Origin of the sequence: Mesorhizobium sp. WSM3864, assembly GCF_002294955.1 — a bacterium.
Taxonomy (GTDB): domain Bacteria; phylum Pseudomonadota; class Alphaproteobacteria; order Rhizobiales; family Rhizobiaceae; genus Mesorhizobium.
The window spans coordinates 150280-164011 of record NZ_NSGD01000002.1 but is presented as its reverse complement, the minus strand read 5'-3'; the positions used below and the strand labels follow the sequence as shown (position 1 = coordinate 164011).

Below are 13732 nucleotides of genomic sequence, written 5' to 3'. Positions count from 1 at the left end.
AATGGCCGACAAGACCGTCTCCGCCGAAACCGGCACCCTCACCACACTGCGCAATCTGTGGCCCTATATGTGGCCGGCCGACCGCGCCGACTTGAGAGCCCGCGTTACCTGGGCGACGCTGCTTCTCGTCGTCGCCAAGGTCACCCTGGTCGCCGGTCCCTATTTCTTCAAATGGGCAACCGATGCGCTCGCCCACGCCTCGAAGACGCCGCCGCCGCTGCCCGCCTTCATGCTCGCGCCGGTGATGCTGGTCATCGCCTATAATGTGCTGAGGCTGGTCCAGCTCGGCTTCAACCAGCTGCGCGACGCGCTGTTTGCCCGCGTCGGCCAATATGCGGTGCGCCAGCTTGCTTTCCGCACCTTCGTCCACATGCACCAGCTGTCGCTGCGCTTCCATCTTGAGCGCCGCACCGGCGGTCTGTCGCGCATCATCGAGCGCGGCACCAAGGGCATCGAGACGATCGTGCGCTTCGTCATGCTGAACACGGCGCCGACCATCCTCGAATTCGCACTGACGGCCGGCATCTTCGCCTACACCTATGGCTGGAAATACGTCGCCGTGGTCGCGGTCACCGTGTGGATCTATGTCTGGTTCACAGTCAAGGCCAGCGACTGGCGCATCTCGATCCGCCGCGACATGAACGAAAGCGACACCGACGCCAACACCAAGGCGATCGACTCGCTCTTGAATTTCGAGACGGTCAAATATTTCACCAATGAGCGCATGGAAGCCGAGCGCTTCGACCGCTCGATGGCGCGTTATGAAATTGCCGCCACTAAGACCTGGACCTCGCTCGGCTGGCTTAACTTCGGCCAGGGTCTCATCTTCGGCCTCGGCACGGTCATCGTCATGTGCATGTCGGCGCTCGAGGTGCAGGCCGGCACGCAGTCGGTCGGCGATTTCGTCTTCATCAACGCCATGCTGATGCAGCTTTCGGTGCCGCTCAACTTCATCGGCTTCATCTATCGCGAAATCCGCCAGGGCTTGACCGATATCGAGCACATGTTCGACCTGCTCGACGTGCCCCAGGAGATCGTCGACAAGCCGGACGCCAAGCCGTTGAAGGTGAGTGCCGGCAAGGTCGAGTTCCGCGACGTGCACTTCTCCTATGATTCGAACCGCAAGATCCTGAAGGGCGTCTCCTTCGAGGTGCCGGCCGGCAAGACGGTCGCCATCGTCGGCCCCTCCGGCGCAGGCAAGTCGACTATCTCCAGGCTTCTGTTCCGCTTCTATGACGTGCAGCGCGGCCAGGTGCTGATCGACGGCCAGGACATCCGCGACGTCACGCAGGAGAGCCTGCGCGCGGTGCTCGGCATGGTGCCGCAGGACACGGTGCTCTTCAACGACACCATCGCCTACAACATCCGCTACGGCCATGTCGGCGCCAGCGAGGAGGAGGTGCGCAAGGCCGCCGAGCTCGCCCAGATCGGGCCGTTCATCGAAAAACTCCCCGACGGCTACCGCTCGATGGTCGGCGAGCGCGGGCTGAAACTGTCGGGCGGCGAGAAGCAGCGGGTCGCGATCGCCCGCACGATCCTGAAGGCCCCGCCGATCCTGATGCTGGACGAGGCGACCTCGGCGCTGGACACCCAAACCGAGCAGGAGATCCAGGCAGCACTGGACCTCGTCAGCAAGGGACGCACCACCCTTGTGATTGCTCACCGGCTGTCGACGGTGATTTCGGCCGACGAGATCATCGTGCTCAAGGACGGCCAGATCGCCGAGCGCGGCACCCACGCCGCGCTCTTGCGCCAGCAGGGCCTCTACGCCTCGATGTGGGACCGCCAGCGCGAGGCCACCGAAGCCGAGGAGCGCCTGCGCATTGCGCGTGAAAGCGACGAGTTCGGTGTGATCGTACGGAGAAGGACGTCGGAGGTGAGCTAGCGCCTCTTCCTTCTCCCCCTGTGGGAGAAGGTGGATCGGCGCGCAGCGCCGAGACGGATGAGGGGTGTTCCAGGGAATGTCAGCGTCTCACCTCGCTGGAGCACCCCTCATCCGTCGCCTTCGGCGACACCTTCTCCCACAAGGGGAGAAGGAGAAGTCGGCGCAAAATCCCCTTGACCTCAACCTAGCTTGAGCTTGCAAACCGTCTCCGAACCCTGCGAAGCAAGCCTTCCAAGAACGGAGACCGATCGAAATGAGCACTCAAGATCAACGCGCTGGCAGCGTGTTCCGGGTCGACAAATTCGTCGTGCCGGCGGAAGCGCGCGACGAGATCCTCGGCAAGGTAAGGATGACGCACGAATTGCTGCGCCAGCAGGACGGCTTCGTCCAGGACTTCCTGCTCGAGCAGTTCTCCGGCCCCGGCGAATTCAACATCGTCACCATGGTCGAATGGGAAAGTCAGGCCGCGGTCGACAACGTCGTGCCGATCGTCAAGGCCGCGCACGAGCGCATCGCCTTCAGCCCTCAGGCAACGATCGCCCGCCTCGGGGTCAAGGCGGATATCGCCAACTACCAGCGCGTGCCGGAGTTATGAGGTGTATCCTTCCGCAGCGGCGCCCGGCCGATACGGGCGTCGCTCATCCTATCAATCAATCGGGCGGGGGCTTTTATCTCCAACGGCTGCTGATATTGTTTCGGCAGCAATAGTTGCGCATTTTACTTTGGATGACGGAAAAGCGTTCGATGTTCGGGTTCTTCTCACGCAAATCCAAAGCAGATTCCACAAAGAAATTGCTGGCTTCCGAACAAAAAGGAGGCGGCCTATTGATACCCTTGATTATGGTGCCTCGTTCGAAGATTGAAGGGGCTGGTGAACAGCCTTTTCAACTCGTCGTCGCCATTATGCAATTCGCCGTGACGATGATTTCCAAAGGGCTCTATCGCTACCCGGAGATCAACCCAAAGGCGATGCAGGTCTTTGACGCGGATTGGTATTCCTCGGAGGTAAAGAACGGCGGCCATAGTCAATTCATCCATAATGCAGGCAGCGAAATCGACACCACGATTGCCAATGCCAGAGCCGGACTCAGCGCGTGTGGGGCAAAAGGACAGCTGGCAACCTTGGAAAAGATGTCGGCTTGGGTTGCCAAACATCCCGACGAAGCGGCGAGACAAACGGGCTTCGAGGGTGGCCGCGACGATTTCCTGGATACGCTCGACGATGCGTTCTACGAAGCGGATGACGCCGTGCCGATGGAGCATTTGCTTGCGCGTTGGATCGCTTCTTGGCCCGATCTGCAGATTGTCGATGATGACGATTACGACGAAGCGATGAATCAACTCGTTATGGCCAACCCCCAGCGCGAAACTAGGCTTCTTCATGAGTCGGTTGGCAACCTGGTCAGCCAGATGTTGAGTCGGCGCGAAGTCGGCGCCGGCCTCGCCTGCGCGAAGATATCTCCATCGGAGATCAAACTGGCGTTCGGCATGGCGAGGATGCTGGATATCGAAGGCGAAAAGCAGTTGGTTTTCCAGCTTCGAACCAGTGCGAAAGAACTCCGGCTCTGTGCCGAAACAAAGGCAAGCGTTGCCGTATATGAACATATCGCACCCGAAGATCCACCAATCGTACGCCCGGGCGAGAACCCGTTGGGAGCGAACGCACCACGGATCGGCGTCCAGCTTGGTCATGCTGAAGGATCGGAGATCGACACGGTTATCGAATTGGCCGAGCAATTCCATGCTCCGGCCGCAGTCGACCTGCTGCTGCGCAAGGCCGGTTTCGACCCTGTGGATGCAGTTGTTTCAGCGAACTCGGTGGTGCAAACGGCGGAAGGGCAGGTCGTCAATTGGGTGGTGTTGGCGTCCAACCGGGCCTTCCTTTTCTTGTCTTCGCCGAATGGCGGTCTGCTCTTGCGGGGCAACGATGACGAAAGGGTCGCCGAGGCTACCATGTCCGAACTCCAAAATCACTTTGATCGCTCCGCTGCCGCCAGGTAGGTATCTGTTCGCTTTTCGCGGTGTTCACCTCCGGTGACACGTCCATCCTCTCCCATTGTTGCGTTGCGGGGAGGGGGGCTTTCGGCTATTGAGGCCGGACCTGAAACAGGGACCGCCCCAAGCCCTATGACGCTTCTCGATACGATCAAGAATACGTTCGTTCCGATCCATCGCGAGGGCTATCCCTTCATCGCCGCCTTCGGCGCGGCCACGCTGTTCCTCGGCTATTTCTCCTCGATCCTGTTCTGGCTCGGGCTGATCCTCACCGGCTGGTGCATCTATTTTTACCGTGACCCAGAGCGCGTCACGCCGGTCGACGACCGGCTGGTAGTCAGTCCGGCCGACGGCGTGGTTTCGGCGGTCGGGCCTGCCGTGCCGCCGCGCGAGCTTGGCCTGGGCACGGGCGAAATGACCCGTATCTCGGTGTTCATGAATGTCTTTTCCTGCCACATCAACCGCGCGCCGGTGCGCGGCAGGATCACGCGCATCGAGCATCGTCCCGGCAAATTCCTCAATGCCGAGCTCGACAAGGCAAGCTCGGAGAACGAGCGCAACGGGCTGGTCATCGACAGTCCCAACGGCACCGTTGCCGCCGTGCAGATCGCCGGCCTTGTGGCGCGCCGCATCGTCTGCTGGGCCGAGCAGGGCGGCTCGATCGGCATCGGCGAGCGTTTTGGCCTGATCCGCTTCGGCTCCCGCGTTGACGTCTTCCTGCCGTCGAACGCCGTGCCGCGCGTCGCCGTCGGCCAGACGGCGGTGGGCGGCGAGACGGTGCTTGCCGAGTTCGGCGGCACCGCCGTCGCCCCGCTGGTCAGGATTTCCTGAGCGGTGGGCGCGCCTTTCAAGAAGTTCGAGGCACACGCCAGCGGCGGCCCTCGCATCCGCGAAATTCCGATGCGCATGGTGCTGCCCAATCTGGTTACCGTTCTTGCGATCTGCGCCGGCCTGTCCGGCATCCGCTTCGCCTTCGAGGACCGTTTCGAGCCGGCCGTCGTCATGGTGCTGCTCGCCGCCTTCCTCGACGGCATCGACGGCCGCTTGGCGCGCATGCTGAAGGCGACCTCGAAATTCGGCGCGCAGATGGATTCGCTGGCCGATATCGTCAATTTCGGCGTCGCGCCCGCGCTGGTGCTCTATGCCTTCCTGCTCGACCGCGCCGGCTCGCCGGGCTGGATCGCGGCGCTCCTGTTCACCATTGCCTGCGGCATGCGGCTCGCCCGCTTCAATGTGCTGGCCGACGACACCGACCAGCCGGCCTGGCAGACCGAGTATTTCGTCGGCGTCCCGGCGCCGGCGGGCGCGGTGCTGGTCATGCTGCCTTGCTATCTCTACTTCCTGCGGCTCGGCCTGGAACCGACCCGGGGGGCGGCCTTCGTTGCCTCTGGCTTCACCGTGCTCGTCGCCTTCCTCTTGGTCAGTCGCCTGCCGGTCTATTCGGGCAAGAGCGTCAAGGTGCCGGGAGACAGAGTGCTTCCGGTCATCCTCGGCGTCGTGCTCTACATCCTGCTGTTGATGGCCTATCCCTGGTACACGCTGACAGCATCGGTCGCCGGCTACCTCGTCTTCCTGCCGTTCTCGGTGCGAGCCTATTCGAAGCGGGCCATGCGCGAAGGCGAGAAGGTGCCGCCTTCGGATATCGGCTGAACCCGCTCGAGAGGCGCGACTTCGAGCCGCCGAGTTCCTTCGCGCCCCCCTCTGTCCTGGCGAACATCTCCCCACTTGGGGGAGAAATTGGCAGCTTCGTTCAAGCCGCGCATCCTGCAACGATGCTGATTGGCGAAAGCCGAGACGGCATCTGATCTCCCCCCGTGTGGGGGAGATGTCCGGCAGGACAGAGGGGGGCGCTGTCCCGCCAGCGCTTGCGATACGGCCTAAGCCGCCGCGCTCAGCCCAAGCCGGTCGATCGCCAGCTTCCGCGCCGACACGTAATCCGTCTTGCCGGAACCCAGCACCGGGATCTCTTCCACCTTGATGATGTCATTGGGCACCATCAACTCGGCCGCGCCGGCCTTCTTGCCGAACTGGCGCAGCTCTTCGGCATTGGCGTCGTCGGCCGTGGTGACCAGCACGATGCGCTCGCCGCGCCTCTTATCGGGCACCGCCACCGCGGCATGGCGCTGTTCCGGCCACAGCGACTGCACCAGCATCTCGACCGCGCCCAGCGACACCATCTCGCCGGCGATCTTGGCAAAGCGTTTTGCCCGCCCGCGGATGGTGATGAAGCCGTCGCGGTCGACCGAGACGATGTCGCCGGTGTCGTGCCAGCCCTCGAGCGGCTGCAACTCGCCGGGGCGGTCGGCGGTCATGTAGCCCATCATCATGTTCGGCCCGTCGAGCCACAGCCGGCCGCCCTCGCTGATGCCCTCGACCGGCTCAAGCTTCATGCGGATCGCCGGCAGCAGCCGGCCGACCGTGCCATCGCGATTGTGGATGGCGGTGTTCACCGCCACCACTGGCGCCGCCTCGGTCAGCCCAAACCCTTCGATGATCGATGCCTGGAAACGGTCGCGGTAGGTGCGCCTTGTCTCGGGCTTTACCGCTTCGGCGCCGGCCACGACGAAACGCAGGCTGGAGAAATCGCCGTCCTTGGCAGTGCGGGCATAGTTGGCGAGGAAAGTGTCGGTGCCGAACATGACGGTCGGCCTCACCTTGCGCGCGATCTCCGGAATGATCTTGTAGTGCAGCGGCGAGGGATAGAGGAACAGTTTCACACCGGTTACCAGCGGCAGGATCGTGCCGCCGGTCAGCCCGAAGGAATGGAAGACGGGCAGCACGTTGAGCAGGATATCGGCCGGCGAGATCGTGATGCGCGCCTCGGCCTGCATGGCGTTGGCGAGAAGGTTGCGGTGCGACAGCACCACTGCCTTCGGCGTTCCTTCCGAGCCCGAGGTGAACAGGATCACCGCTGGTTTCGACGCATGCTGCCGCTGCAGCGGAAAACGCCAGAAAAGCGCCGCCGCGACCTTGTCGAGCAAGGTCACGCTCTCGCGCACATCCTCCAGCCACAGCATCTTGGCGCCGCCCGCCTCGACGGCGGCGACGATGTCGTCGATGGCGGCCTTCTCGATGAACGCGCGAGAAGAGACCACTGTGCGAATGACCGCCGTGCGGATCGCGGCGGTGACGCTCGCCGGGCCGGCGGTGTAGTTGATCATCGCCGCGACGCGGGCCGCCGAGATAAGCCCGATAAAGGAGAGCACCACGCCATTGGCATTGGGCAGGAGCAGGCCGACCGCTTCGCCGGGCGCCGTCACCGCCTCGAAGCGGCGGCCGAGCACGCGCGCGCCGATGAACATCTTGCGATAGCTGAGCGCGCCCGAAATCACGTCCTCGATGATCGGATGCGAGGCGCCGACGCGATCCGCCGCGTCGCGCACGGCCAGGAAAAGGCCGCGGTCGAGATTGCTGCCGTAGAGCCGCGCCTCGGCAAACCGGTCGAACAGGGCGTTGGTGTTCGACGCCATGTCGGGGTTGCGCGCCACCAGCTCGGCGACGGTCATCGGTTCCAGCACGCTGAGCGACAGGCGCGGGAACCAGTGGCGCGGCGCCTTGTCGGCCGGCGTCAGCGACATCGGCAGGTCGCGCGCACCGGCGACGAAGATCGGCACGATGCGGGCGTCGGCCTGCATGGCGATGCGGGTGATGGCGCGGAACAGGCGGAACGACTTGACGTCCGGCTCGACGTCGTCGGGCAGATAGACCGCAAGCCGGCCCTTGCCCTTCAAAACGCGCACCAGCCGCCGGCTCACGAAGAGATGTTCGGCATTGAAGGCGATGGTCCGGGCAAGCTCGCGCCACGGCTCCAGCCAGGGCGAGCGGGCCGAGGCCTCGTCCAGAATGTGCAGCGTGTCGTCCGGCAAGAGCGACAGCATCAGCGCCGGCTCGATGCGCGATTGGTGCGAAACGACATAGATCACCGGCGTGCGGGCATTGCGGGCAATGCGGATGCGGTCGTCGGCAATACGGTAGGCGAGCTTGAACGGCACGTAGAGCAACGCCTGGGTAAAGCGCAGGTCGAGCCGGAACCTCTCGATCACGCCAATCAGCAGCCAGGCAAAGACAAGACCGGCAAGCAGCGCCAATGTCAGGATCATGCCGCTCTCTCCCAACGTCCTCCACGGTGCGGCTCTTGCGCGGCCGCTTCGGTGGCAGAAGGTAGCGGAAGTGGGGGCAAGGTCAATGTGGGGTTGGGAGGGCGCTCCGGTCTATCCTTGCGGGAGAAGGTGGCCGAGCGAAGATCGGCCGGATAAGGTGTGTCGGACGGACCGCTTCGCTGAATATGCAAGTGCCTGAAAGCAATCGATTCTTCGAGGCCGTGCTTCTTCCAGAACCCCCTCATCCGTCTCGGCGCTGGGCGCCGATCGACCTTCTTCCACAGGGGGAGAAGGGAAGGCGTGCCGCTACGCCACCTTCAGTCTCCCGCTGATGAAGCGGAACTCCTGGCTCTTGCCGCCAAAACCGTAGGCCGCCGCCGGAACCTCATGCACCAGCGCGTAGCTTTCCTCATGGACGCCGCCGAGCAGGCGGCCGAACGCGTCGAAAATCGCCTTGAGATAGGCTTCGAGCTCGAGCTTGGTGTTGGTGCCGTCCACCACCTTGATGTCGAGCCAGAAGGTGCTCGTGCCATGCCCGGCCAGCGACTTGCCGCCGGCGAACCAGTGCTGCGGATCGACGTAGCTGACCGCAACCGCGGTGATGGTCGGGTCCTTGCACAGATGCGTGGCCGTAATCTCGGTAATCTCCTTCGCGATCGCGGCGGAACGCTTTGCGTCGGGCTCGCCGGTGACGCTGACATTGATGATCGGCATTTTTCTCTCCTTCGCTTCTGACGGCTTCGCGCCGCCGATGAAGGGACCATGCCACTAGCCGTGCATCAAAAAAATCGAATTGTCTTTGATAATTACTTCGATATCACCGAAGTATGGAAACTCTCGATCCCGACCTGCTCAAAACTTTCCTCGCCTTCGTCGATGGCGGCTCCCTGGCCAGGGCGGCGTCCGCTGTCGGCCGCTCCCCATCCGCCGTCACGGCGCAGATGCAGCGGCTGGAGGAGATCGTCGGCGAGCCGCTGCTCGCGCCCCAGGGCCGGGGCCGCGGCCTGACGCCTGCCGGCGAGGACCTTGTCGGCCATGCCAGGCGCATCCTTGCCGTCCACACTGAGGCCTGGCTGGCGCTGAAAGGCGCGCGCGTCGGCGGTCGCATCGCCATCGGAACCACGCAGGACTTTGCCGATCGTGGCCTGCCGGAGCTGTTGCGCGCCTTCGCCGCCAGCCATCCGCGCGTCAGGATCGAGCTGCGCGTCGGCCGCTCCCTGGAGCTCGGGTCCGCGCTGCAGGCGGGCCAGCTCGATCTCGCGATCACCATGCGCCATGCGCCATCCCCGGATGAAGCGTTCCTGATCAGCGAGCCGATGCTGTGGCTCTGCTCGGAAAAAGGGCTGGCGACGCGGCAGGACGTGGTGCCGCTGGCGCTGCTCGATCCCTATTGCGGCTTCAGGGAGGCTGCGCTCAATGCACTCGACGCCGCCGGCCGCCGCTACCGCATCGCTGCCGGCAGCTCCAGCCTTGCCGGCCTGCGCAGCGCGGTCAATGCCGGCATCGCGCTGACGCCGCGCACCCGGCGTCTTGCTCATTCCGGTATCGTGGAAGCGTCCCCCGATCTCAACCTGCCGCCGCTGCCAATGGCCGGCTTCGCCATCCGGCTCGGCCGCGAGGCGGCTCGTCCGGCGCGGGATCTCGCGGAGCTTCTGGGCACCGGCCTGGCGCTGCCGCCCTGAACGGCCAGGAACGCCCAAAGAAAAAGCCGACCTTTTTGCGGGTCGGCTTCTAGTCGGACGGGTCGAGGGGTTTGGGGGGACTTGGGGGGTGACCCGTCGATCTAACAATGCCTGAGTCGGGTGATGGTTCCGTGACCGCGAAAAAAATTTACGAACGCGTCGATTTGGCTCTCGACCAGTCGCGTGCGGCGTGCGCGAAAACCGCGCAAAGCACGATCGCGCCGCCTACGATGCTGGCCAGCGGTGGGAATTCGCCGAGGAACAGAAAGGCGAACAGGATGGCGAACGGCACTTCGGCCGAGCCGAGCAGGCCGGATTCGGCAGCGGGGATAAGCCGCGAACCTTCGGTCCACAGGATCGAGGCCAGCGCGAAGGAGCAGCCGAAGGTGGCAAGCAGCACCATATCGCGGGTCGAAACGGCAACCGGGTCGGTGACGAACCAGCCGAGGACGAAGAGCAGGAAGGCCGACACCGCGCCGGCCCAGACGACGGGCGAGTCGCGAAAGGCGCGCACCATGATCATGTAGAGCGCGCTGCCGGTGGTCATCAAAAGCGCCAGCCCGTCGCCGAACAGGTGGCCGCTGCCAAAGCCGCCGCCCACCATGACGGCGACGCCGCATAGCGACACGGCCGCCGCCAGCATCGTCTGCAGCCGGAATTTTTCCCGCACCAGCAGCAAGGCAAGCAGTGCGGCTATGAAGGGTGAGGTGGCGTAGATCACCGCGACATTGGCGACATAGGTGTATTTGAACGCCGCGATGAAGGCGATGCTGGCGGCAGCCCCCTCGACCGCAAGCAGCCAGCCGCGCCAGCCGAGCCTGAGGCTCTCGCGCCCGCCCGAGCGGCGGCGGCGCCACAGCACGTAAAGAGCAATCAGGATCGAGCCGAAGAAGCCGCGCCAGCAGGTGATGGTCAGCGGATCGGCATGGATCGACTTGGTCAGCACGCCGGTGAGCGCGAAGGCGACGGCCGAGGCCGAGACTAGCACCACGCCCAGCATACGCTCGGCTGTGGCGTCGGCGGTGCCCTTGGCAAGCTTTTCAGGCATGTCGACCGTATCCGTCATGGCACCAGACTATGCCGCTCGTGCTGACAGCCTTCTGTCATCAGTCCTCGACCCGTTTGCGGAAACGCTCGTTGCCGACGATCAGCAGGCCGGCGCCGACGATCAAAGCCGCGCCCGTGAAAACTTCGGTTCTCGGCACGTCGCCCCAGATGGCGAAGCCCAGCGCGAACGCCCAGACCAGCGAGGTGTATTCGAATGGCGCCACGATCGAAACCGGCGCCCGTTTCATGCCCTCGAACAGCATGTATTGCGCGACGCCGCCGAGCGCGCCGACGCTCATGAGAAGCATGAGCTGCGACGCGTCGGGCATGCGCCACCAGATCAGCGCCGGCACTGCCGAAAAAAGCAGGAAGTAGAAATTGTTGAGCACCAGCTGGATCGTCGTGCGCTCCTGCATCGCGGTCTTGCGCAAGAGCACCACGGCGATGCCCCACAAAAGCGCTGCCGCCAGCACAAGCAGGACCGGCAGGGAGAAGCCGAGACGCGCCGGGTCGCAGGCGATGAAGACGCCAACGAATCCGACGAACACCGCCGCCCAGCGCAAGAGCGGCACGGTCTCGCCCAGCATCACCACTGAAAGCACGCTGACGATGATCGGCGCGGCGTAGTAGATGGTGGTGAGCTCGGCGAGCTGCAGCGAGCGTGCGGCGTTGTAGTAGCAGAGCCAGGCCGCGAGCGTGAACGCGCTGCGCACCAGCATCGGCCGCACGATGGGCGAGTTTACGGTGTCGGCGAACAGCGTCCGTCCGCCGATCGCGCCGCAGGCGGCAAGGATGGTGACCGAGCGGAAGAACATGATCTGCCACACCGTCATGCCGGCCACCAACAGCTTGATCGAGGCATCCTGCGCCGAAAATAGGAAATAGGCGGCCGCGGTGAACAGGATGCCGGCCAGCACCCTTTCGCGGCTTTCGAGGACGACGACATCGGCCATGCGGTATCGATTTGCCAGCGTGGAGGCGGCTCCGCCCCATCGGATCCACTTCTGCCAGCTATACGGGCGAAAGCTTCTACCGCGCTGTTCCAGCGCGGCGCTTGCGTTGGGGCAGAGCCCTCGTGGCCGATCGAGAAGCGCTTACTGCGTCGCCTGATAGAGCTCGGAGGCTGCCTCCTTCAGCGCGCGCCTTCCGTCGGGCTTGAGGTACATCATGTGGCCGCCCTCGACGACATCGAGTCGGATCGGTTTGGCGTCGGCGAGCGAGGGAAGCTGGTTCACCAGATAGCGCGAAGCGAGATAGGGCGTGACGAGGTCGGTATAGCCGTTGACGATGACCACGCCGAGCGAGGGGTTGAGCGAACGCGCCCGCTGCAGGTCGTTCATCGCCCCGGCATAGCCTTGCCCCGAGGTGCCGTACTCCCAATTGCGACTGATCTCGCCGTTGAGCAGCCGGTAGCTGACATCCGTGCGATAATTCAGTTCGTTACGGGCGTAAGCGACAAAGGCCGAGGTCAGCACCGGCACACTGCGGTCAAGCACCGGGTCCGGGCCTTCTATGCGGGCGCTGCCCGGCGAGATATCGGCGGTGCTGATCGTGGCATCGTACGGGCTGAGCACCTTGCCCTTGGCGCGCTGGAACTCGCGGGTGAACAGGCCGGTAGGGACACGGGCGAAATTGCGCTCGACGAGTTCGAGCGGCAGGCCGGTGATTTCCGCCACGCGCCCGCTGGCGAGCTTGCCGCCTTGCTCCAGCCCGCTGGCGAGCGCCGTCAGATAGTCGCCAAGCGCATAGTGCTCGACCTCGGCCAGCCTGTCGCGCAGCGCCTCGCCGCTGACGCCGTCGGCGCGAAGCCGCACTGCCGCCAGCGAAGGCAGTTCGAGCGCCCAGTGCAACTGGTCGAATTGGTCCGGCCGCACCAGCATGAACTCCAGCGCCGGCGAGATCAGCACGATGCCGGAGGGGCTCAAACCGACATCCTCCTGCAGCGTCCTGGCGAGCAGCGCGGCGCGAAAGCCGCCATAGCTTTCGCCGGCGAGGAAGAGCGGTGAAGCGGTGCGGCCGTTCTGCGCCAGATAGAGCCGTATGAAAGCGCCGACCGAGCTGGCGTCCTGGTCGACGCCCCAGAACCCTTTCGTGTCCTGGCCCGGCGCTTCGCGGCTGTAGCCGGTGCCGACCGGATCGACGAAGACGAGATCGGTCATGTCGAGCCAGCTGTCCGGATTGTCGACGAGCCTTTGTGGCGGCGGCAGGAATTGGCCGTCGGCAGCGGTCGCAACGATGCGCGGGCCGATCGCGCCGAGATGCAGGTAGGCGGAAGCCGCGCCCGGCCCGCCGTTGAAGACGAAGGTGATCGGCCGCTCTTTGGCCAGGGCGGGCGACTGCTGCGTGTAGGCGACGTAGAAGATCTCGGCCGTGACCTCGCCCTTGCCGGAAAGCAGCGACAGCGTGCCGGCCTTGGCCTGGTAGTCGAGCTTGCGCCCGCCAAGGGTGATCGAATGCTCGGTGACCTGCGGCGGCGGCAGAAGCGACAGCACGCCGCCGGCCGGCGTCGGCCGTTCAGGTGTCTCGGCGCCGGCTGGCTGCGCAAAGGCTGTGAGCGCCAGGAGGATGAAGGGCAGGAGCTTCAACTTGGACCGCATGCGACCTCCGCGGGAACGACCCCCGCAAAGGTATGGCCGGGGCGGCCGAAGTCAAAGGGCATAGGCTTGGCGCTGCGTTGGAACTGCGATCTCCCCCGTCGCGGGGGAGATTGGCTCACAAGGGGGGAGATCAGCTGGCGCTACTGTGCCGATGGCACTTCCGCATCCCCTTCGTCGGTGAAGGGCGAGGCGCTCGGCACGCACTGCACGGCCCAACCCTGCGGCGTCGGCTGCTTCTGATATTCGGCAATCGCGTTGGTGCACTGTTCGCGGGTGTCGAAGGTGCTGGGCAGCACCGCCATGCCGCCCTGCGGGCCGGCGATCACAAGATACCAGACCAACGCTACGCTGGGGGTGGCAGCCATGGGAATTCCTCTTTGCTGGATGTCGGAGTCGGGTCGATGCTAGCAACTCCCAGCAAATGGC

The 13732-nt window shown here is 64.4% G+C and carries 12 protein-coding genes; 6 read left to right on the top strand and 6 right to left on the bottom strand.

Translation table 11 applies throughout. The annotated features are described in order from the left end of the window. Position 1 precedes the first annotated feature (1 nt). The 5 genes from CK215_RS05100 (at position 2) to CK215_RS05080 (ending at position 5530) form a co-directional block, all read left to right on the top strand. A complete protein-coding gene (locus CK215_RS05100) occupies positions 2–1885 on the top strand; it encodes an ABC transporter ATP-binding protein/permease (RefSeq protein ID WP_095830304.1) in 1884 nt (627 codons plus the stop codon). Between the two features lie 253 nt (positions 1886–2138). Further along, entirely contained in the window at positions 2139–2480 is a 342-nt protein-coding gene (locus CK215_RS05095) for an antibiotic biosynthesis monooxygenase (protein WP_095779192.1), read from the top strand. Between the two features lie 149 nt (positions 2481–2629). Next, entirely contained in the window at positions 2630–3886 is a 1257-nt protein-coding gene (locus tag CK215_RS05090) for a DUF4375 domain-containing protein (RefSeq protein WP_170950227.1), read from the top strand. 87 nt (positions 3887–3973) lie between these two features. Next, positions 3974–4711 (top strand): phosphatidylserine decarboxylase, encoded by a 738-nt coding sequence (locus tag CK215_RS05085; protein ID WP_280940557.1) that lies wholly within the window; start codon positions 3974–3976, stop codon positions 4709–4711. Positions 4712–4786: 75 nt separating this feature from the next. Next, entirely contained in the window at positions 4787–5530 is a 744-nt protein-coding gene (locus CK215_RS05080; RefSeq protein WP_245299656.1) for a phosphatidylcholine/phosphatidylserine synthase, read from the top strand. 227 nt (positions 5531–5757) lie between these two features. Here the strand turns inward: CK215_RS05080 and CK215_RS05070 are convergent, their stop codons facing one another. Beyond that, positions 5758–7980: an AMP-binding protein gene (locus CK215_RS05070; protein WP_095830302.1), complete on the bottom strand. Its 2223-nt coding sequence runs from the start codon at positions 7978–7980 to the stop codon at positions 5758–5760. A gap of 306 nt (positions 7981–8286) precedes the next feature. Further along, positions 8287–8694: a 4-oxalocrotonate tautomerase family protein gene (locus CK215_RS05065; RefSeq protein ID WP_095829270.1), complete on the bottom strand. Its 408-nt coding sequence runs from the start codon at positions 8692–8694 to the stop codon at positions 8287–8289. Between the two features lie 113 nt (positions 8695–8807). Between CK215_RS05065 and CK215_RS05060 the strand changes: the two genes are divergently transcribed. Beyond that, positions 8808–9662 (top strand): LysR substrate-binding domain-containing protein, encoded by an 855-nt coding sequence (locus CK215_RS05060; protein WP_095830301.1) that lies wholly within the window; start codon positions 8808–8810, stop codon positions 9660–9662. Between the two features lie 148 nt (positions 9663–9810). Here CK215_RS05060 and CK215_RS05055 read toward each other — a convergent pair whose 3' ends face one another. The 4 genes from CK215_RS05055 to CK215_RS05040 all read right to left on the bottom strand — a co-directional run bounded on the left by CK215_RS05055 (position 9811) and on the right by CK215_RS05040 (position 13671). Beyond that, entirely contained in the window at positions 9811–10710 is a 900-nt protein-coding gene (locus tag CK215_RS05055) for a DMT family transporter (protein WP_095830581.1), read from the bottom strand. 58 nt (positions 10711–10768) lie between these two features. Then, entirely contained in the window at positions 10769–11662 is an 894-nt protein-coding gene (locus tag CK215_RS05050) for a DMT family transporter (RefSeq protein WP_095830300.1), read from the bottom strand. 141 nt (positions 11663–11803) lie between these two features. After that, positions 11804–13306 carry a peptidase S10 gene (locus CK215_RS05045; RefSeq protein ID WP_095830299.1) on the bottom strand — a complete coding sequence of 501 codons (1503 nt, stop codon included), beginning with the start codon at positions 13304–13306 and terminating at the stop codon, positions 11804–11806. A gap of 140 nt (positions 13307–13446) precedes the next feature. Further along, entirely contained in the window at positions 13447–13671 is a 225-nt protein-coding gene (locus tag CK215_RS05040) for a hypothetical protein (RefSeq protein ID WP_067001363.1), read from the bottom strand. Between the last annotated feature and the right edge of the window lie 61 nt (positions 13672–13732).